At 65.1% G+C, this 20,296-nt stretch carries 15 protein-coding genes; 1 reads left to right on the top strand and 14 read right to left on the bottom strand.

What is annotated here, in order from left to right; genetic code table 11:
- Positions 1 to 20 precede the first annotated feature (20 nt).
- From CA982_RS20840 to CA982_RS20770, 14 genes are all read right to left on the bottom strand, one after another.
- Positions 21 to 1,100: a hypothetical protein gene (locus CA982_RS20840; protein WP_014928873.1), complete on the bottom strand. Its 1,080-nt coding sequence runs from the start codon at positions 1,098 to 1,100 to the stop codon at positions 21 to 23.
- A gap of 25 nt (positions 1,101 to 1,125) precedes the next feature.
- Complete coding sequence (locus CA982_RS20835; RefSeq protein WP_014928872.1) at positions 1,126 to 2,622, bottom strand: SCO6880 family protein; 1,497 nt, start codon at positions 2,620 to 2,622, stop codon at positions 1,126 to 1,128.
- Between the two features lie 39 nt (positions 2,623 to 2,661).
- On the bottom strand, positions 2,662 to 4,170 hold the full coding sequence (locus CA982_RS20830) for a TrbL/VirB6 family protein (protein ID WP_014928871.1): 1,509 nt from the start codon (positions 4,168 to 4,170) through the stop codon (positions 2,662 to 2,664).
- Complete coding sequence (locus CA982_RS20825) at positions 4,164 to 5,060, bottom strand: DUF8175 domain-containg protein (protein WP_014928870.1); 897 nt, start codon at positions 5,058 to 5,060, stop codon at positions 4,164 to 4,166. Before CA982_RS20825 ends, CA982_RS20830 begins: the two co-directional genes overlap by 7 nt.
- A gap of 5 nt (positions 5,061 to 5,065) precedes the next feature.
- A complete protein-coding gene (locus CA982_RS20820) occupies positions 5,066 to 5,740 on the bottom strand; it encodes a DUF8175 domain-containg protein (protein WP_144066078.1) in 675 nt (224 codons plus the stop codon).
- Positions 5,686 to 5,955 carry a DUF8064 family membrane protein gene (locus tag CA982_RS20815; protein ID WP_044508700.1) on the bottom strand — a complete coding sequence of 90 codons (270 nt, stop codon included), beginning with the start codon at positions 5,953 to 5,955 and terminating at the stop codon, positions 5,686 to 5,688. The genes CA982_RS20820 and CA982_RS20815 overlap by 55 nt, the downstream gene beginning before the upstream one ends.
- A 25-nt stretch (positions 5,956 to 5,980) precedes the next feature.
- Complete coding sequence (locus CA982_RS20810; protein WP_044508698.1) at positions 5,981 to 6,274, bottom strand: hypothetical protein; 294 nt, start codon at positions 6,272 to 6,274, stop codon at positions 5,981 to 5,983.
- A gap of 44 nt (positions 6,275 to 6,318) precedes the next feature.
- On the bottom strand, positions 6,319 to 6,948 hold the full coding sequence (locus CA982_RS20805; protein ID WP_049942638.1) for a hypothetical protein: 630 nt from the start codon (positions 6,946 to 6,948) through the stop codon (positions 6,319 to 6,321).
- A gap of 5 nt (positions 6,949 to 6,953) precedes the next feature.
- Positions 6,954 to 8,192, bottom strand: coding sequence for a hypothetical protein (locus CA982_RS20800; RefSeq protein ID WP_341865042.1), 1,239 nt, complete (start codon positions 8,190 to 8,192; stop codon positions 6,954 to 6,956).
- Between the two features lie 146 nt (positions 8,193 to 8,338).
- Entirely contained in the window at positions 8,339 to 9,187 is an 849-nt protein-coding gene (locus CA982_RS20795; protein WP_014928867.1) for a DUF8176 domain-containing protein, read from the bottom strand.
- Positions 9,184 to 9,708: a hypothetical protein gene (locus tag CA982_RS20790; RefSeq protein ID WP_014928866.1), complete on the bottom strand. Its 525-nt coding sequence runs from the start codon at positions 9,706 to 9,708 to the stop codon at positions 9,184 to 9,186. Before CA982_RS20790 ends, CA982_RS20795 begins: the two co-directional genes overlap by 4 nt.
- Positions 9,709 to 9,853: 145 nt before the next feature.
- Positions 9,854 to 11,500 (bottom strand): cutinase family protein, encoded by a 1,647-nt coding sequence (locus CA982_RS20785; RefSeq protein WP_044508694.1) that lies wholly within the window; start codon positions 11,498 to 11,500, stop codon positions 9,854 to 9,856.
- 1,921 nt (positions 11,501 to 13,421) lie between these two features.
- A complete protein-coding gene (locus CA982_RS20775) occupies positions 13,422 to 13,772 on the bottom strand; it encodes a hypothetical protein (RefSeq protein WP_144066077.1) in 351 nt (116 codons plus the stop codon).
- A gap of 227 nt (positions 13,773 to 13,999) precedes the next feature.
- The gene (locus CA982_RS20770; protein ID WP_044508797.1) at positions 14,000 to 14,971 is read right to left on the bottom strand and encodes a ParA family protein; all 972 of its coding nucleotides are present in this window, start codon (positions 14,969 to 14,971) and stop codon (positions 14,000 to 14,002) included.
- A gap of 3,354 nt (positions 14,972 to 18,325) precedes the next feature.
- On the opposite strand from CA982_RS20770, the gene CA982_RS27215 reads away from it, so the two are divergent.
- The gene (locus tag CA982_RS27215; RefSeq protein ID WP_014928992.1) at positions 18,326 to 20,107 is read left to right on the top strand and encodes a MarR family transcriptional regulator; all 1,782 of its coding nucleotides are present in this window, start codon (positions 18,326 to 18,328) and stop codon (positions 20,105 to 20,107) included.
- The last annotated feature ends 189 nt before the right edge of the window (positions 20,108 to 20,296 follow it).

Genomic DNA, 20,296 nt, shown 5'->3' with positions numbered 1-20,296 from the left:
GTGGGGCGTCTCGCAATCGGTTAGCGGTGGCGGTGGCGCAGGGCTTCGTCGGTGATGTCGCCGTGTTCGGGCAGCAACACCCCGAGTCCGATGCCGGCGGCGAACAGTTCGGCGTGGCGGTCGTAGCCGTTGCGCACGCCGAGGCGGGCGAACAGCGGCAACCGGGCACGCAGGGCGTCCACTGACGGCGCACGAGGGATCGACGACGGTGTACGAGGGCGCGGCTCGGTGATCGTCAGCGTCGCGCCGAAACGCTGCAGGGTGGGCTGAAAGGTCGCCCGGATCGGGTCGTCGGGGGCGATGGTCTCGGCGATCCGGGTCGCCCGCCAGGTGATCGCCAACCGGGTGCGCGGGGTGGTCGGGTCACGCTCGAGCAGCTGGCCCAGTACCGGACCCATCGCGTGGGGCGGTTCCAGCACGTGCGGAGCGATCACCCATGTCGCCGAGACCAGGTCGTTGTGGCAGAACACATCCCGCACCCGGTGTGGTGTCGAGTCCGGCGCGATGTCGGCGAACGCGGGCGCTGCGTCATCGACCAGACCGCCGCGGTAGGCCCGCACCCCGACCGCGGCGACCTGCGCTGCGGTCAGCGGTGTGGTGGGCAGCCCGGCGGCGTGCAGGGACCCGATCAGGGTGTGCAAACGCCGGCCCACTTCCACGGCCATTTCGTCGGGTGTGGACTTCATTGCTGAGGTGGCCGCCACGAACGTCACCGCCAGATAGGTGTCGGTGGCGAGGTCGGCGACGTCGAGGCGGTAGTGGTGATCTGTGTCCATCCACTGCCGGTGGGCGGTGTCGGTGCGCGGGAAGGTATCGGCGACGGCGGTGACCGCGACGACATCCCAGGCGTCGGCACCGAAGTCGATGCGGGTGAAGTCGCACAGCTGTTGCCAGTCGCGCAGCGTCGCGCCGGTCGCGGCGAGGATCACCGTGTAGTGGCCGGTGGCGTGTGCCCGGATCAGGCCGTAGTCGTGACCGCCGGCCGAGCGGTGCTCGGTGATCGACAGGACGGTGCTGATCTGGGGCAGCGTCGTCGCCGAGGTGGACAGGCGGGCGCGTGAGCGCTGGAGCAGCGAGGTCAGGGCCGGGAGCGTCGGCATCGCAGGGTGGTCCTTTCTGTCCTGGTTAGGCGGCGAGCTTGTCGGAGACGGTGCTCTCTTCGGAGAGCACGACACCGAAACCCAGTCCGGCGCAGAAGGTGACGAGTTGTTCGTCGCGGGCCGGTTCGAGTGGGGTGGCCGCCGAGAGGCCCAGATCGGTGACGAGGGTGTCGATCTTCTGGGTATCGGCGCCGATCGGGCAGGTGGCGGTCACGACCATCGACACCCGGGTCACGCCCGCACCGCGGGCCTGTTCCTGGCGGGCGCCTTCGGCGCTGTCCAGGCGCACCAATGCGCGTTCGGGCAGTTTGCCGACGTGGGTGCGCACAGCCTGGCGGGCATCGTTGTGGTCTTTGTTGACGATCGTGGTGGCTTGGGCCGGGGTGTAGGGCTGGTAGACGAAGGTGACCCGCTTGCGAGGCACGTCGCTGTGCGGGGACAGCAGATCAGCAAGCACGTTGGAATCGAACGGCGCCTCGGGTTCGTTGCGCATCGTCCACGACATCGACTGCGCCGCATCGTGAAGCAGGCGGCCGTGCTGGTCTGAGGCCGAGGTCGGTCCGCAGTCTTCCCACCGCAGGCGCATCGGTTCACCGCTCATCAGACCGATCTCGAGGTCGAGCTCGTCGGCCGGGGAGAAACTGCGGCGGGCGATCGCGCAGATTTCGCGTTCGAGCATCGGCCGCACCCGCAGACCGGCGGCGTGGCAGTAGTCCCGAATCCGTCCGAGACGACGCGCCAACTCGTTGCCCATGTCGGTGGCATCGCGTTTGCGGTGCATGGTGTCCGCGCGCCAGGTCAATCCGATCCGGGCTTCCAGGCGCACTTCGGCGGTCGGTACCGCTTCGGTGGCTTCGATGATGATCTTGCGGGCCAGCGCCGGTGCTGTGTCCTTGAGCCGGGACCGCACGATTGTCGAGGCCCGCATCCCCGACTCGGGCAGAGTCTCCATGGTGATCGTCGCGGCCACGAAGTCCGGCGATTGCCCGAGGAAGGTGAGCATGTCGCCGAGGCGGGCGACCCAGCGATCGCGCACAGGCTGGTCATTCCACTCCCCGCCCTGGGGCCAGGTCCGCAGCACCAGGGTGTAGAAGTTCTTCGACGACAACCTGATCAGACCGAACGGTGCCGACCCGTCGCCGGGTGAGAAGTCGAACGTCTCGGCCGTCGCCAGCGGCCCCGGTAGTGGGGTGCCGTCGGGGATCATCGTGAACGGCCCGGACCGCAGCAGAGTTTCACCGGCACAGCGGGCCTTCGACACCGAGCGTGCACCCATGCCCAACTCCCAGGCTGAGCGGCCCCGCAGCGACACCACCAGCGGCACAAACAGCACTGCCAGCGTGAACGGCAGCCCGAAGAACTTGATCACACCGGGCAGCGGCAGCATCAGGCCCACAACGGCGACGAACATGAACACCAGCAGCACCATCGTCGAGAACATGGTGAACCCGAACGCGCCGGAGGACCGGAACGCCGCGGCCGGGCGGTACAGCAATCGGCGGGTGCTCGCTTTGTCTGTCATGACAACCTCTTTCGACAGTCAGAGAGATGGGGTGGGCGGCTAGTGCGCCATGGCGTGTTCGTTCCAACCCGAGCGCATCGGCGGCGGACTACTCAGTGACGGGTCGGAGCTGGTGGATTCGACTTCGGATTCGACGCTGTCGGCGACGGTTTGCATGGCTGCCCCGGCGAGTCCGCCGGCCGATCCCATCGCGTCGCCCAGCCCGGAGGTGGGACCGCCGCCGCCACCGCCGCCGGAGCTGGCCTGTCCGCCCTGGCCGCCGGAGAGGGCGGGTTGCGCGCCGGGTCCGCCACCGCCCGATGGCGGTGGTGGTGAGGGTGCCGATGCCGTGGAGATACCGCCCGAGGGTCCACCGCCGCCGCGACCGGCGATCGAGGACATGCCGCCCGCGCTCGCACCGCCGCTGGCCCCGGCGGTCGCCCCGCCCGAGGCAGCCATGGCCGCGACCTTGCCCGCCGCGACGCCGGCACCGATGGCCGTGCCGGCTGCCGCGGCACCCGAGCCGCCGCCACCCATGCTCGCCACAGCAGGGGCAATCAGGCGCATCAGTGCGGGTAACACGAACGCGCACAACATCATCAGCACCATGCCGAGCACGACCTGTTGGGCGTTGTCTTTGGAGGCTCCGGCACGGAAAGCCACGAAGTAGGTCAGCGCGCCGACGGGTTTGAACAGCAGGAACGCCACCGACCAGGCGACGAGCCGCTGGTAGCTCTGTGACCCGGGGCCGGTGCCGGAGAATGCCGCGGCCACCGGGAGCGCGGCGACGACCAGCAGCAACATCGCCTCGCGCACCACCAGCAACGCCAACTGCAAAAAGGCGCCGAGGAATCCGACGAGGGCGAAGATGCCGATGGCGGTGGTGCCCAGCGCGGAGTTGGTCAGCAGGTTGAGTTTGAGGAAGTTCTTGATGGTGTCGCCGTTGCCGCCGCCTGCGGTCACCGATTCGCTGACCAGCCAGTTGGAGATGCCGTCGGCGATCTGCCCGCCGACGGTCAGTGCCAGCGGGATCGCGGCGGTGGCCATCGCCGAGCGGAAGATCAGTTTGAAGCCCTCCTCAGCGTCATCGGCCATGGAGCGCTTGCGGTCGATCATCATCCGCAGGCCGAAGAACATCAGCGAGAACGTCAGGCCCACGATCTGGATTTGCAGAGTGTGGTCGTGCACTTCCTGCATGAGGGAAGACTTGTTGTCTAACTGCGGGTTCGGCAGCTTGATCCACCACGCCAACGCCCACGTCAGGATCGTCTGGTAGCCCTCGAGCAACGAGTTGACGATCTTCTCGAACGACCCGCCGACCACACTGCCGGCCACATTGCTGGCCGCGTTGCCCGCGGCGCCGCACACCGCGCGGCTCAACGGGCCCGCGACGTCGCACAGCGGGTTCGCGGCGGCCCTGCCGGCACCGACCCACGACGACACCGTCGCGACAATCAGCGCCACCACGACCGCTACATGGGTCCGGCGGCCGGTCAGAAAAGTGCGCAGACGCCCCCGTCGGCCGGAACGCGTTTCCCAGAGGTGAGAGTCGTTGTGGTGGTTCACCATGGGGTCCACCCATCGCCAGTGGTCGAAATCAGCAGGCGGCTGGGATCGTTGCCGGGTTCGGGGACCACCCATTTCCACTGACCGTCGCGCCAGACCATGTCGACACCGACCGAGATGGCGGTGAAGCCGTCGTCACGATTGAGAGGTTGGGCGAACTCGACGTGGGCGAAGTCCTTCGAGTAGGTGGTGATACGGACCGCGACCGGCACATCCCGCATCTGCGCGGGCAACTCAGGGTTACCGGCATAGACTTGCGCGCCATTGGTGCGCAGAGTGTCGGCCTCGGGACGAGCGGCCTCAGAGACCACGGCTGCGCGATCAAGGAGCGCGACGTTCTGATCATCAGGTGCCCAGGTGGCGCGCTGGCCGATCTGCCAGGCCGCCAGCGCCGCGCCCTGCGGGGTGTGGGCAAACCCGGTGGGTACCCCGTCTGTGCTGATCGCGGTCGGACCGTCCGAAGTGGAGAACGGGATCGTCGCGCCGTACACGCGCTGCCACATCAATCCCTCCGGTGGTGGGAGCACAGCCTCAGGCTCATCGGTGTCCGAGGGATCGGTGGTCTGCGGGAGGACCTGGCCGAGCGGGTTGGTCGGGGTTTCCACCCGGCGGCCGCGGGTGTCGGTGGTGGGCACCCCGAACGCGTCGTCGGGCAGTCGGGTGACCGGGGTTTGCGGCGTACCCGACGTCGGTGTGTCCGTGGCGGTGACCTGTGGCGGAGCCGACGTATCGTCATCGTCGCCGCGGACGGCGACCAGCACGGCCATGCCGATGACGATGGTCAACACCAGCAGCGACAGCACCAGGGTGGTGCCTTTGTAGCCGCCGGACTGGCGCAGTGAGTGCAGCGCCGCAAGGCGGCCGAGGTCCTCGCGAGGATCAGGGGTGCTCATGATGGTTAGGCTCCTGTCAGTGCGACCATGTCGGTCGGCGTGGCCGTGATCGCGTCCACCGGTGAGGCGCCCGCCGCGGCGTCGGGCAGCAGCAGCCGCCAATCACCGAACGCGGGCGCCCACACGACCGTGGTGTGGTTGACCGTCATCGAGCCGTCCGGCAGCCGGGTGTAGATGTCGGCCGATGCCTTGTCGGGGGTGAACGCGGTCAGTTTCCAGCCCTGCACCTGCGGGGCCTGACCAGCGGGCACACCCGATGTGGTCGACAACTGAATGCGGTTGGTGATGAAGTCATCTCGTGCTTGTCCAGGTGCGATGAGTTCACGGACCACCTGCGGCCACTGGTCATCGAGCGCAACCGAGAGACGCACGATGGCATTGACCGCGGCCAGCCCAGCTCCCGGCGGTGTGCGGTCGAACCCTTCCGGAGCGACGGCATCTGTCACCTCGGTGGGGCCTTCGGCGGCTTGGGGAATGCGCATGCCGTTGAACTCCACCCATCGCAGCTCGGTGGGTGGCGTCGTCAACGGAATCTGTTGCGGCGTCGACGGTGTGGCGGTGTCGGGGTCTGATCCGCATCCGGTCAGCAACCCGGCCAGCGCGTAGGCGGCAACGAGAGCGGCGATCAGCCGAAGACCAGCACCGCCGCGGCGAGGTTGCCGGCGATCGCGACCACCCACACCCCGAAGATGATCTTGGTGAACCACTCCCCCGCGGTGATCTGTGCGAGTGGATGCTCGCGCACCTTGTCGAACGCGATCGAGGCGCCCAGAAAGACCAGATGCACGAGTGCGAGCATGTTGGCTACGAACACGAACCAGCCGCCGATCAGGGTGATGTTGTTCATCACCTCGGTAGGCAGTTTCGCGTACGCCACTGTCATGGTGGTGTTCATCGCTGTAGCTTTCGGTCCGCACGGCTCACCCCTGCCCGCCCGCAGCCTGGATGATCGTGGCGCTGGCCGCGATCACCATCGTCCCGACGATCGCGCCGATCGCGATCTTCACGCCCTTGTTGTCACCGCGGTCGGTGATCTTGTCGAAGGCGATGAAGCCGCCGCCGACGACGATCGCCACGGCGGTGGCGAAGTAGGCCAGGAAGGTGACCCACCCGCCGAATGTGTTGAGCCGGTCCGACAAACCGGGAATCGGGATGGGGTTGAACGCCACGTAGGTGGTGGTGGCTTTGGCCGAGGCCAGCGTGGACTGGAGCATGATCTCTTCCTTCTCGTGAGGGTGGAGGTTGTGGAGTTGTGCCGTTATGGGGTTGTGCCGGCGTCGCCTGACATCACCGCGACTGCGGCGTCACGAAGGCCCTGGCCGACGGCGGCGATGTCCGGGGCGACGACGGTGCGCGGATCGGTGCGCCGCGCCGCTGGGGCCGGGTCGGGACCGGTCGAGGGCAACTCGTTGAGCGGGGTGTCGACGAGGAAGTCGTGCCAGGCAACGTGCCACACGTGCGCGAAAAGCCCGGACCCGACAAGCAATTCCCGATCGCGGCGGAGCCGGGCGGTCGGCTTTCCCTTCCGCCCGGCTACCAGCACCAACCCCAGCAGCTGCACATGTGCTGGCGCATTGTTCGTCGCGTACTGGCGCGCGGCCAGCGACGCCGCGGCCAGGCCGCGCGCCGATTCCCGCGCAACGAGTACCGCAAACGGCGGCTCATCGGCCCGCCCTGGCCACAACTGGCCGGAATCGCCGACATGCTCGAGCTGGGCCGCGAGCGTGGACACTCCGGCACCGCCATGACAGCCCACGGCCGCCACCAGATGCGCCGGTAACCGTGTCGTGCGCCGCCCCAGCATCTCCGACGCGCTCGGCGGCAAAATCGACGCACCCCGAATCGCTCCGGCGTTGTGCGCCGACACCGTCTCCACACTCGCGGCCATCGTTGTTATGCCCCCTTCGGCGTGAGCTGCGGGAAGGTGACCTTGAGACCCGGGACTGCCTTCTCCGCCTGTCGGGAGAGGTCGACGGCAGCGTCGGTGACGGTCTTGCGCACCTGATCGGCGGCACCACCGAGTGCCTTGTAGGGGGCGTCGGCCTGCTCCGCGGTCCAGTTGGCGGTGTAGGTCTGGTCGCCGATGGTGGTCTCGGCGTTGACATCGCCACCGACGTTGACCTGGTAGTGCACTGCGGGCAGACCAGCTTTGGCGGCTTGGCCGGCGGGCAGATGCACCTCGAACTGGTTGGCGCCGGGATTGGGCAGCGGAGCCGATTGCGGACGCGGCGGTTGCGGGACGCGGCGGTTCGGGTCGGGCTGGCCGGGCAGCCCGGGCTGACGCGGGTTCGCACCCGGATCTCCGGCACCCAGGGCGTGCGCGAGGAGTCCACCGGCCGTTCCACCGGCTACACCGCCGACGATCGCCGCGGGGATACCCAGGGCCGCGGCACCGATCGCCGCACCGGCGGCCGCACCGATCGCCGCGCCCGTTCCGGTGTGCGCGCCGGGGAAGGGCACCACCATGGTCGACCCGATGACGGCTCCCACGCCGGTACCGATCAACGCGCCACCGACACCGCCGGTCACTGCGGCGGGCACGCCGAGGGCGACCGCACCTGCGGTGCCGCCGAGCGCCACACCGATGATGGTGGCGGCAGCCTGGCGGGACGCTTCGTCCTCGGGAACCCCGACCGAGATGAGGCCCTGGGCGATCTTCGCTTCGCCATAGGCCGACCACTCGTTGATCGAGACCCGCTGACGGTCGGTCAGCCAGGGAGCATCGCGTTTGAGCTGGTCTTCCTCGACGAGGAAGTTGCCCACGCGCAACGTCTTCGGGGGCGGGGCAATCGGGCGGACCGGCGCGACCGGGCGGGGCAGGGTGTAGGCCTGCGGCGGCGCCGGGTTGTAGACGGTGTCGTAGTTGGGCTGGTTGTACGCCTGCGGATCGGCGTAGGGCCGGTATGGCGCTTCCCCGGGCGGTGCCGGGATAGCGCCCGGACCGGGGTTGTAGTTGTAGCTCGGCGCAGTCTGCTGCGGAGGTGCGACCGGTGGGGTTGCGTCGTCGCCGCCACCGCCGACCCCACCCTGCTCGAATCCATCGTCGGTCTCGCCCTGGTCGATACCGCCCTGTTCGTAGGCTGCGGCCGGGCTGTCGACCAGGAGGGTGGCGCCGAAGGAACCGGAAACCATCAGCGCGGCAAGCACTGTCCCGACGAATGGGGTGGCTGGTGGGGCGGTGCGGTGCCGGCGTTGTGCCCGCGACCGCCGGGGCGGGGTGTCGAACCGCGGAGACGTGACCGCTGGTGAGGTGATGTACATGGGAGGGGGTGACCTTTCTATTTCTTGTTTCGTGTGACAGACGCGATGTAGGTGCGTTCGCCGATCTGGGTGGTGGTGATGTTCTGGACATCGGGGTCGGGGTCGCGGGTCCCGTCGGGCAGGATCAACGTGACCGCCACGCGATAGGTGTTGGAACCGGTCTCCTCAATCGACAGGCAGTACCGCGCTTGGGGATTGAGCGTGTCGATGCTCGACTGCAAATCGACCGCGCTGCCGATGCCCTCGACATTGGACGAGGCCATCGCCCGCGCGGCCGGTCCCGAACGCCAGTGGAAGTAGGCGTAGTTGAACGCTTTGATCACGTTCGGCCCCGACGTCAGGTCGCCCGGGTCGCGGCCGGTAGTGGTGGCTCCATCACTGGTCGAGGGGCATTCCACCGCATCGGAGAACGGGTCCGGGGTATCCATCGCAGCAACCGGATCGGTGATGCCGTCCTCGCCGCCGCCGCTGACCAGGCCCCGGATCATGACTGCGATCGCCACTAGCCCCATGACCGCCACCACAACGGCAGCCGCCACGATCAGCAGCCACCGGCGGTCCCGACGTCGAACCGGGGTCGGAGCGGGCGCACTTCGTGTGAATGGCGCTGCGGCATAGACGTTATCGGTGTACGGGGGCTCCTCGACTGCGGGCTCGGCGACCTCCCCGAAATCGGCGTCATCAGATTCAGCGTCATCGAGTTGGGCGTAGCTGTAAGTGTCGTCGACCTGGTCAACGCCCCCTGCTGTGATGTCCTGCTTGGGGCGCGTCGGGTCGTCAACCCACTCCGTGAGCTGGTCGGAGTGAGGCTCGCTGGTGTGCAGCCAGGACTGCACGCTCGGGTCGTTCTGCCAATCAGTGCTCATCCGAACGTCACCTCGTTCCCGTGGCGGTATGCGCGGGTCCAGCGATCGCACGCGGCGAGGTGCCAGTGCAGGGGATGTTCATCGCCGAACACACCGCGCCGGACCGCGGTCAGCGAGAACGGATCGATAGTGTGCAGCGTGTCGTCGAACACGTCGCGGTAGGTGGCGCCGACCAGCAGCTCGTCCGGCAACGAGCCGTTCGAGCCGACCACCAGCACAACGCTGTTCGCGTCGAGGCGGTAGCCGCGGTCACCGGGCAGTACGCACCGCGCCCGTTCGTCGTAAGCCTCTTTGAGCCGCGTGATGCTGAGGCCGTTGCCCATCCCCCATCGAGTCGACGCGCAGCCGTTCTCATCGGTCAGGACCACCGACGTGGCCGGGTCGGTGACTGCGGTGATCAGATCGATGGGACTCAACCACGCCGGCTCACCACCCTGCGGGTTGATGGGACGGTTCGGATGGCCGGGGTTGTGAGAGGCATGTCCCCCGAACGGGGGCCGGATTGCACTGTCACTGAACATGTACTCGCTCCTTCCGGAGTGATTCGTTGAGTGCGCTAGTGGAGAGGAAGGGTCTAGCTGGAGGTGGTGGTTCGACCACCACCACAAGCGCGGCACAACCCGCGCCCGCACACGCGGGAAGGGCTGGCCGAGAGGACGGTCAGACTCATTGCGAGGCCCCGCTGAGGAACGGCGGAAGGCCGGACGCGCCGCCAGGAGGTGTGGATTGCGGGACCGGTGAGGACTCCGAGGGAACGGTCTCGGCCGGAGCCGATGGTGACGAAGTGTCGAGCTCCCACGGATACGCCGGTTCCGACGTCGCAGCGCTCGGCGGCAACGACGTCGTGGTCAACGATGGAAGAGTCGACGAACCGGACCCCTCGCCGAACAGCCACGAAAAGTCATCGCTGCCGCTGCCGCTACCGGACGAGTTCGACGAACCGCCGTCCTTGCCGGCGATGTCGCGCGCGGCCGCCACGATCCAATCCCCGATCAGCTTCGTCGGGGGCTGGCCCGTCGGTGTGGCCGATACCTGCGAGTACGACGTGTGCTGCTTGGCGGCATCCCAGTACTTCAACAGCGAGGACACCTTGAACAGGTCGGAGTTCGCCTGAAACTCGGACTTGAACGCGGTAAACGCCTCAGAGACAAGGCGTTTCTGCGTTGCCGGTGGAACCAGCGTAACCGCTGCCTGGCCCAGCTTTGCGCCCAGAATGCCGACGATGGCCAGTGGATTCGCAGCACCCGCAGTAGCGATCGCGGCGATGGTGCTCGGGGTGGCGACTGTCTGCACAACGGTCTTCACCGCGTTGAACCCGATCGTGCCCACCTTGATGACCGCCGACAACGCGTCCTGGACACTCGGCAACGGCGTACGAGGGTCTGAGGCCACGGCCAACCGCTCGGACAGGGTCTGTCGCGGTTGATAACTCACGGATTCGAGATTGTTCTCCGGCGCCTGGACATCCTCATTGACCACCGGCACCGCGGTCTTCACTGCGGTCAATGCCAGCGCTTCGGCGATCGTCGACAACGACCCGATCGGATCGTCCGGGTTGAGTTCCGATTGACCCGCGATGTTGGTGACCAACCGCGCCAGCGGTGCGTTCGCCGGGGCATCGCAGGCGAGGTCGCCGGGCGTGCACGCGGACAGATAGCGTCCCGCGATGGCCTGGTACGACGTGTCCTCGACATCGCCGGCCGGAGCGATGCCGCCACCCGGGGCGTTGGTCGTCGACGCCGCCACGACCTTGGATACGTTCGTGCCGCTTGTTCCCGGCACCGGGTCGGGAGAGGTCTGCCCCGGCTTGCCGGGAAACAACGAAGCCCCTTCGGGACGGCCGGGATCGCCGAGGTTGGCCAGCAGGGCCAGTTTGTCGGCGCCGATCGCTGCTTTGCCACCAACGATGTCGTTCAACACGATCCGTGTGACGTGAGCGCCCTGGGAGTAGCCGACCAGACCGAACTTCGTGGCCGGGCACGCGGCGGCCTTCTCTTTGATCCAGGACAGTGTCTTGGCGACCGCGCCCTGAACCGACTGCTCGTACGGGACCTTGCCGCCCGCTACGGCACCACCGAAGCCGGCGTCGTAGGGCACGTACGCGCGGTCCATATCACCGCGGGCGGCCGTGATCGCCGGGTGCAGTATCTGAGACAGGAAGCCCGCATCCTTCGACGGATCGGCGTCTGGCGACGACTGGCCGGTGCCCTGCACCGCATACACCATCAGACCAGGGCAGCCCCCCGGCTGCGCCGGCGCGGCAGACACGTTCCCGACCCCGACATTGGCCAGGGCGATGACGGCCGTCGCCATGACTGCCAAGGTCGCCGCCCAGCTCGAATGTCGCGACTCCTGTCCACCCCTCTGGACAGGACGATGCATCTCTACACTGGTCACCGGGACAGCCCCCCATCGACAGACAGGGAGCTGTCTCCTCGGGTGACCACGCGTGAGCCGTTCGACGGCAAATCAATCGCGCTCGCGCGTAGTCGCCAACCACCACTCCGGAGAGGGACTGTTCGACGGCAATCTGACCGTCCCTCTCCGGAGCCTGGGACCTGTGCCATCGATCGAAAGTCGACAGCGACACGCCCAGACCAATCTGGCCCACGAGGATCGGGCTCAAGAAGGTTCGTCATGCGAGTTCCTTCACTCCAAGGGTTTCCTCGAAGCTGTAGGAGCAGCCCACCCAGACGACCGTTGCCCGCGCATACCCGCAGGTACACTGAGCAACGCCCGCCTCGATGCCCGCACTTACCGCATCGAGCTGGTAATCACCCGGTCCGGACGCCGTTCGAGTCGCCAAACTTGGCAGCGTCCGGCCGGGGTCAAACTTCGAGACAGAGACCCTGTGCCTACATGGTGTACATGGGTCTCGCCAGGTGCCAAAAGCCGCTCAATCGGCAACTTGACCCGTGCAGTAACCGATCAATATCGACCGTCGATACGTACTATAACCCGACAGTAGACCGATTGAAAACCGAAGTTAGGCAATCATTGGTGGCATACCGTAGGGGGCACGCCCCGGACCGGTCTATAGCGCCTAGAGTGCGGGTGTGGCCGATGCTTTGCGCTTTGGGCGCCTCGTGCAACGGCGCCGGCAGGAACTGGGAATGTCGCAAGCCGATGTAAGTCTCGCCGGCGGGCCGAGTGACCCGACTATGCGACGCCTCGAGCAAGGTTTAATGGCTAAACCGCGGTTCGTCACGTTGACCAAGCTGGACGCTCCGCTGCGGTGGTCCCCCGGAAGCGCCGCGCGCGCATTCGAGGGAGGTGACCCGGTACCTCTGCAGGACGAACCCACGACCGATCTGGCCCCGGGCACGAATGATCCGGTCTCTTCTCGCCCCACACGTCCTCTGACGCCCTCTGCTTACGGCGTGTTCATTCGAACCGACGCGCTGGCCGAACTCGCTCGGAAGGTACGCGCAGTCGATGACCTGTCGCCTTCGCTCGACGAGGACCAGCGCGTTGTGGTTGCGAATCTTCGTCATGCGACCGACAGGTTGACCCGAGCGTGGATAATCAGGCAAGCAGAAATAGCGCGTCGTGATGACACTCTCGCTGATCTAATCCTTGTTCTTGACGATCATCTACGAATGCCACCACCGGAAGGCGAGTCCACCTCTGACAGCGATGACCTCAACTACTTGAGGTGGCTAGCCGGCTACCCGATGCCAATGCCTCAGGTTCGGCGATACGAAGCGCGGTTCGCTGAGTTCGTAGCGAGTCAGTCAGAGCAAGCGGACTGACACAAACTTGGAGTTTCCTCAGGTGCTGCTAGGTGCGGTGGCCCAGCGGGCCGGGTTGGTCTACTGCAACCTCCAACCCGACCCGCGAGCACGATCCGGCAAGACCAGTCTTTAGGCTGCGCAGTCATTGGACATCGCGCCGCGCCACAAGACGCCATTGGTGGTGGCAAACCGAAGTTACACCGATATTAGACCAAAATAAAGGGCGTGCTCTCTGCGCGTCCGTCGAAGCGGGTGAGTCCCAGGCTCGCCCGCAACGGTATGGATTGGCAATTCCCTGCGGGCCCGTTGCTTCGTTCTGATACGAACCCAGATATCAGACGCCCTTCGGCGACCCTCACCTATCGAACTGCGTTTAGTTGCGCGGACCCATCACCCCTCCCCCGCGTGACTGCAGGGACGCCGCGGGTTTGGGTGTGCAGCTCGTGCCTGCGGACCGCCAGCCGGCAGGGATGAACCGTCCGAGGATTGGGTGTACCGGCTTACTCCGAATCCACCGACTGAGACTGGAGGTGGGCTTCTAGAGCCGCCCTGCACAGCTGCGAGCGATTCTCGGCACCAACTTCGACAACTAAGCGATCGATGACAGTCAGGTTGCGACCAAGCATCCGGAACGTCAGCGAAGATCGCTCTTCTTCTGGTCTGGCTTCGATTCGTACGAACAGCCCATCGTCGTGGTGCTGGCGTTTGAGCTTCTCTACTAACGCCGGCAAGCGGTCGTGATTGGCGACAATCGCGTCCATCAATGTCCCGGCAATGGTTGTTTCGTTCTGCTTGTTGTGTGCCTTGGTGGCTGTGCAGAGTGGCGTGGGAAGCGACAGGGTGACTGACACCAGCATCTCGTCTGGGCGGGTTTCGACGCGTTTCGGGCGTCGGGCACCTCGCGAGACAGGCCGAGTAGACGCTGCCGGTTGCGGTCGATTGTGCGGTAGCGCTGGGCCGTCGGGTACTGGTGGGGTCGCCGCCGGTGCCGCTGTAGGAGTGGTTGGTCTACGGGGCGGCGGCCCCGGGACGCTACCGGTCCTCGCGAGACCGGTGACAGGCTTGCGATCGGTGGCCATCAGGCAGGTGCTCCTTCGTGTGCCGGCTCCGCGGAGGAATCTTGTTCGGTCTCGCGTCGGTCGATCTCCTGGAGGATCTCCTGGGCGAGGAGGACGTAGTCTTCTGCGAGAGACGGCGCGGTGCCTGGCACACGGTCGGGCCGCCTGCCTTCCTTGAGGGCCTTCCAGTACGGCTCGGCGTTGTCGACTTGCTCGGCCAGCTCGTGGGCAAGCAAGCCCTTCTCCCGTACCTGAACCGAGGTCATGGTGCTATGACGCACAACGGAATTGAACAGCGGGGCCACTCCTCCGAGCGCTGCGTCTAGCTTGGCCCGCGCCTCTCTACGAATGGCTTTCGCAGCGGCCTCGATACCGAAAAGCACGGCGCCCAGGACCTCGATGTCGGGGTTTGTTGATCTGGCACTAACCAGTTCGTCAGCGAGTTTTTGCAGGCCGTCGATGCTCGAGTCGTCCGGTTTCGTCGGGATGACGATCCAACGTGTTGCAGCCAGCGCTAACCGTAGAAGATGGGGTCGTGTAGGTGGGGTATCGATGATGATGAGGTCGTAATCATCTGCGATGGGGCTTAATGCATCTGCGAGTTGCCTGTGTGAACCTGGCGAACGCTGAGAACGACCGATCAGTATCGCTTCAAGATCGTCGAGTCCGCTCCCACCTGGAAGTACGTCCAAGTTGGGTCGGTAGTTGACAAGACTGGGTCGTAGTGGTTTCTCCTGCATGATCGCGTCGAAGATCTGTTGTCCGGAGTCGCCTGACCCATCCATCTCGTAGCCGAGGTCGCGTCCCGCGTTGCCCTGCGGATCGAGCTCAATGAACAGGACGTGCCAACCGGCGGCAGCGGCCAAACCAGCGACATTTGTCGCCGTTGACGTCTTACCGACGCCACCCTTGCCGTTTGCGATCGTGACAACCCGAGCTAGTGCGGGTTGAGATAGGTGTTGCACTGAGTCCTCCAATGGGGTGGTGCGCATGGACCGCAGGAAGGCAGTGCCTCCCGGGCGCATTGGGGTCCGCTATGCGCAGAGGATAACAGCGCACATCGGTTCGCGCGGTGTACGACACGCTACGGACGACTTGGCGTTCTACCGGGAGGTCTCTCGTGCGCGACGCCGCAGATACTCACTTGAGCTTGGCAATGATCGAGGCGTTAACAACGACGATGTCCCTGGTCGGCATGCAATATCTACGTCCTGCGTTACGTATAGACATAACTGCTTACACAGAGCTGCCATCACTGCGCACGGGTATGTGTTCACTAGTTTGGTATGTACATCGATCTACATGTACCGCATCAGCGGAGCCGGTAGACGGAGGAACATCTCGACGCACAACGCTTGCGACGTGGAACAAGATATGGCGATGCATGCGGACATGAGTGCTCTGTGCCGCGTAGGTCGCCTTGCGAGCGTCCGCAAGCAGCCCAGTACGTAGCACTTCACAGGACCTTGTACTGAGTGCAACATGGTTTCTGGTAGTCGAGTGGCTACGTGTTTTATTGCTGCGCAGCGTATGGGGGTCTGGACGCTGAGGCGCATCCCGTACTTCGGTGCGGCACTTCACGCTGTATGTATGGCGCGCCGAACAGTGCAAAGTACGGCCCGATAGACGGGGGAACGTATTTGTCGGCGTGCGGTCTGACTGGTGGCGCCCATTAACGCAGAAGATCCGGGCAGCAACCAACAAAGGTGCACTTCCTCGAGTGTTGTGGTTCGTGCTAGGGGGCCCATTGCGGGGCGTAGCGCATAGCTCCGTGACCACAGTGCTGTCGCGATTCACCTAGACGGTCTCGTCGACTGCACTGAGCGCGTGGCTGCGCGCATTGCAGCGCGAAGTAATGCGTGCATTATTACGGGCTGAACAGGCCGTTTGTGCGCACGGCATTCGCCATCGACGCGGTCGGTAACCACGTGTGCGGGGAACGAAAGTCGGAGACCAGGATCGCGGATACGATACCCAGGACAAACAGACGCATCGTGTCTGCACCCGGGAGAGATTCGCGCTCTCGACTAGACCCGTGAAAGAACGAGGCGCTGGGTGACATAGCCACACAGCTCGGCTGTCAGCTGAGTGGCTTATGAGCCAACAGCTCAATGAAGCGGTCCCCGCGCAGACTTGCGCGTCTGCGTGACCTGACCCGGTGGGACGGGTCTGACCATTCGCGACACGGGTGCACAGAGACATAAAGACATGAGACCACAGCGCAGCTCGTTCACGACGAGTTTCGTCCCACCAATGATGACCGGGGAATGGCGTCCGCCTTGCTCGATCGCTCGTCTACGTCGACGCAGCCATCCGGCAACGTGTAGCAGCGGTCCTCGAAGTCTCTGGAATGGCCGGGCGGACCCCACTGTTGGGTCACGACACAGACATCGGCCGCTCTTGTGGGTCCACAACTGAACCGGGCTGACTTAGGATGACCAGATGGCTGACCGGGGACCAGTGCCACAACTACATGCGGCAGCTCAGGCGGGCACCTACAATCCGTGCTCTACGTAGATCACCGAGTCGTCTCACTCCCCCGGGGGCACCGGTGTCGCCGCCGGCCCCCTCGAGTTCGGCCGCTAGGCCCAATGCCACAAAGCTCTCGGCACTTCGTAAGACTCCCTGAGTGATGGCTTCGGTGGGGTTCCGAGAACTGAGCCGACGTCGTCACCAACCGGATGACACCCGTATGGGTCGGCCGTATGGGCCGGCGGGAGATGTTCGACTCTGACGGTGGGCCATCCGCGTATCGACGACCCGTTGGGGCTGAGGAAGCAAGAATGAACGCTTAGTGCGGCTGACAGGAGTCCTGGCTAACGCGCTGAGACGACAGACTTACGTTAACGGCTCCAGATCGCACCGTGACGAGCTGCCACCCATTTTGGCCCTAGGGGATAGGACAACTCAGTTTCGTCGTTCTGCGGGAAACTGGGAGGCAGTTTCGATTTGCGCAGGTCACGGTGCTCAAATGCTGTCGTGATCCGATAATCGAAGTCACGCGCTGGCGCTCGACCGGCACCGCTGGCCGGTGGGGGAGCGGAGAACCGCGGCGGAGTAGACCTTTCTGACCCATCGGCGAACTACTGCTGATGGCCCGCTTGAGGCGCGCCTGTGACTCAGTCGGTACCGCTTCTACCGACAGGCCGACGGCTTGTTGATTGCCTGCCGGTTAGCCCGCTCGATGTTGCTGCTGCGAGGGCTGCGCAGCACGAACTGCGTCCAGCAAGCGAGTGAACTCGCTTGCCAGAACACTCCCGTCTGAAAGCCCCAGGAGCACACCTTCCGCGCGGGCAACGGCTGTGTCTAAGCCAGCGACTGACGAGGGCTCCGGGGTGGACTTGGGTGACGCGGACGAATCGAACGCCGCAAGGTCGCGTTCGAGCATCTGCGCCATCTCGCGATGATGCTGAAGTTGCGCGGAAATTCGTCGAGCGGCGTTCTCGGCGGAGCGCCGGCAGGCATCCGAGCAATAGATCCGAGGCCGACCACGACCCGCGGTCCTACGAAACTCCTTTCGGCACTGCGGGTCAGCGCAGTACGCCGTCACTACCGGAGCTTTGGTCGACCGGTTCTCGATAGCTGCCGGAACTGGCGTGGGTGCGCCAAGGCGCCCACGCCGGCCGTCAGCGGACCGATCCATCCACCCAGTGTGGCATAAATTCGCGCGAAAATACAGCCGAACAACGCCCATGACCTGCGGAGATGAGAGAACCGCCCTACTTGATGTCCCCTGACCCGCCGTCCAGCACCAACATAAAATCGCGCGGAAATCGCGCTCATACAATTACACCGATGTGATTCGAGCCAGCAAGGGGGTGTGATGACTGCAGGACGCGCAGGTAGCGCCAGTCCTAGCGTGGCCACTGCACCGCGGCTCGATCGTCCCTGCGGGAGATCGTGCTCGAGCTTGCGCAGTTCTTCAGCCCAGCACCACGGTCGGTCCCTACTACCGACGACGGTCGATCAGCGCCGGTGCCGCGCCTTCGGCGCGAACCAGATCTTTCCTACCCTGCGCCAGCTTCGTGCTGCGCGCCTAGCATCGCCAACCCAGAAGGGAGCCTCCGAACCTTCCGAACGCTGACATCTGAATAACGCGCGAGGTCCAACACAAGGACCCCCCGATTACCAGTCGGAGGGTCCTTGATCTGAAGTTTCGAGACTGAGTTACCAGCTCGGTCTCACGGGCTCTCGCCCATCCCCGAAGGGACTGTCTTGCCGGACAGATCTCAGGGTAGCGTGCGCCCTCTCGGAGTGCCCGCAATCCCTGTGCTCCGCGTGTCGCACAACCACACGCGGGGAATCGACTGCATTCGTCCGCAGCACTCACCCACTAGTGGGTGGACATGCTGAGTGAATGGAGGCAGTGGTCGCCCCGCTCCACAGTGCGTGTCGACGCAACAAATGAACACAGATACCGATCAGCACCATGGCCAGAACGAATGCCACCGGTGCCTATCGCGACGTATCTAGCGGACCGCCATTCCCGGTACACGCTGCTCGCATTCGACCTGGATGCAGGACCGTACGGTCCCGAGGCCGTTGCTGTGGATGCCAACGTACTTACCGGCGTCCTAACCGACTTGGGTGTGAGCCACCTGCAAGTGCAGTCGGGGCCCTCAGGAGGGCGGCACATCTGGGTGCGCGTCATTGACCCAGGGATACCCGCGGAGAAAGTCGCCGACCTTGCTCGTAGGCTGCGCGCGCATCTTCCAACCCTCGACATCTCTCCGCTTACCAACCCCGTGTCGGGCGCAGTTCGGATCCCCGGGTCTGTGCACCGGTCGGGCGGAAACGCGAGCCCACTATTGACCGGACGGGAACTGGGCAACGCCGTCAGGGACATGCAGGCTCGGCCGGCGCCACCCGACCTAGCTGAGTGGCTGATAGCGAGGTTCCCAACAACCGCGCGGCAAAACTCCAGGCAGCGAACTACGACTATCGGCCTACGTCTGGTCGGGCAGGGGCCTGCCACACGGGTTGATCGCGCGCGAACCGAACTATCCTCAACTACGGCTGAGCGCCTAGTCAGGCGGCTCACAGCCGCCGACGATCGCTCGGCACACGCGTGGTCGATCATGCTCGGGATGGCCGCCAGCGGTTGGTGCTGGACTGATGTGCTTCAACATCTGCACAAGCCTGGACTAGTCCGCTTGCGCGAAGACCTCCGCCAGAACGAGGCGCACGCCCTCACGCAATGGCACAAAGCACTGCGCACTGCTGCCGAGACAGCGTGGCCACGAGCGCAAGGCGACCACACCGTCGACGACCCAGTCCGCACCCACATCGAGGCTGTCTTCGCTGCAGCGAACTCAGATCCCGCAACTTGGGCACGAAAGGGGTGGGCCAGTGCTGAACGGGTCCTGCACAGCCTCCTCGTTGTGTGCGCTGAGGCGCACACAACGACCGTGAACATCGACGTTCGCCGGCTAGCCGAAGCCGCTAACGTTCACGCTGCAACAGCATCGAGGGCACTTCACCGCCTCCAGGCAGAAGGCTGGATCAGACGAGTCGCTGAGGCGCAGGGGACAGAGTCGGCAACTTGGGAGCTCGCACATGTTCCGCATGACACAGCTGCAACACAAGGGGAAACACGCCCCCCGTTTGCCAGCTCCACCCTGCGACTCCACCATGCCCACCACGACATCTGGGTTTGGCGAGAAGGTTTAGGCGGAATCGCCGAGAGGATCCACGCAGCCTGGCAGGGTGGTCACGTATCCGTGATCGGTCTTGTGAGTGCCACGGGTTACTCCAGCCGGTGCGTCCGTGCGTGGCTTCGCTACTTCAGGGAGCTGAACCTACTGACTCCATCCAGAAATAGGTGGGACGAAGTAGCCGTCGCATTCGGATCTTACGGCGCAATGGTCCGACGGGCACAGAGCCATCTTGTCGATCGACTGGTTCGGGACTGGTGGGATGAAGAACTTCGCTGGCGAAAGCAAAGAGGGAAGCGAAGGTATCGGGGTCCGGGCAGAGTGGCAACGGATCCGCAAGCGATCGCACTGCCAATCGCAGCGCCCTCGCGGACACGGTATGGGCGGTTCCCGACGCGGCCCAACGGCAAGGTCGACTATCCGTCGGCTCGTTCGTTGGTGCGTAGTCACATGCAGACAAGTGAGGCTGCTTAGGTGTCACCGCGATCATCAGGACTGCGCGTGACAGTCCAACGTCACGCCACACCGAAGTTCCCGCGTGGTTCGAGGAGATAGTGCTGGGCTGGATTGAACGCCTGCTCACGCTGGCACCTCCGTTGGCGGGCCGTTGATGATCGGCCGGGTGTCGGGTGTCGGGCGTCGAAACTCGGGAACCTTTAGGTG

It is taken from the genome of Gordonia lacunae (assembly GCF_002149015.1).
GTDB classification, from domain to species: Bacteria; Actinomycetota; Actinomycetes; order Mycobacteriales; family Mycobacteriaceae; genus Gordonia; species Gordonia lacunae.
This window is presented reverse-complemented; position numbering and strand designations above follow the sequence as displayed.

Coding starts and splice junctions, on each gene's coding strand:
- CA982_RS20800 (WP_341865042.1), bottom strand. CDS start 8,192: ATGGTTTCCGGTTCCTTCGGCGCCACCCTCCTGGTCGACAGCCCGGCC.
- CA982_RS20835 (WP_014928872.1), bottom strand. CDS start 2,622: ATGACAGACAAAGCGAGCACCCGCCGATTGCTGTACCGCCCGGCCGCG.
- CA982_RS27215 (WP_014928992.1), top strand. CDS start 18,326: ATGCTGAGTGAATGGAGGCAGTGGTCGCCCCGCTCCACAGTGCGTGTC.
- CA982_RS20810 (WP_044508698.1), bottom strand. CDS start 6,274: ATGCTCCAGTCCACGCTGGCCTCGGCCAAAGCCACCACCACCTACGTG.
- CA982_RS20830 (WP_014928871.1), bottom strand. CDS start 4,170: ATGGTGAACCACCACAACGACTCTCACCTCTGGGAAACGCGTTCCGGC.
- CA982_RS20790 (WP_014928866.1), bottom strand. CDS start 9,708: ATGTTCAGTGACAGTGCAATCCGGCCCCCGTTCGGGGGACATGCCTCT.
- CA982_RS20815 (WP_044508700.1), bottom strand. CDS start 5,955: ATGAACACCACCATGACAGTGGCGTACGCGAAACTGCCTACCGAGGTG.
- CA982_RS20825 (WP_014928870.1), bottom strand. CDS start 5,060: ATGAGCACCCCTGATCCTCGCGAGGACCTCGGCCGCCTTGCGGCGCTG.
- CA982_RS20805 (WP_049942638.1), bottom strand. CDS start 6,948: ATGGCCGCGAGTGTGGAGACGGTGTCGGCGCACAACGCCGGAGCGATT.
- CA982_RS20785 (WP_044508694.1), bottom strand. CDS start 11,500: ATGGCGACGGCCGTCATCGCCCTGGCCAATGTCGGGGTCGGGAACGTG.
- CA982_RS20840 (WP_014928873.1), bottom strand. CDS start 1,100: ATGCCGACGCTCCCGGCCCTGACCTCGCTGCTCCAGCGCTCACGCGCC.
- CA982_RS20770 (WP_044508797.1), bottom strand. CDS start 14,971: ATGCGCACCACCCCATTGGAGGACTCAGTGCAACACCTATCTCAACCC.
- CA982_RS20795 (WP_014928867.1), bottom strand. CDS start 9,187: ATGAGCACTGATTGGCAGAACGACCCGAGCGTGCAGTCCTGGCTGCAC.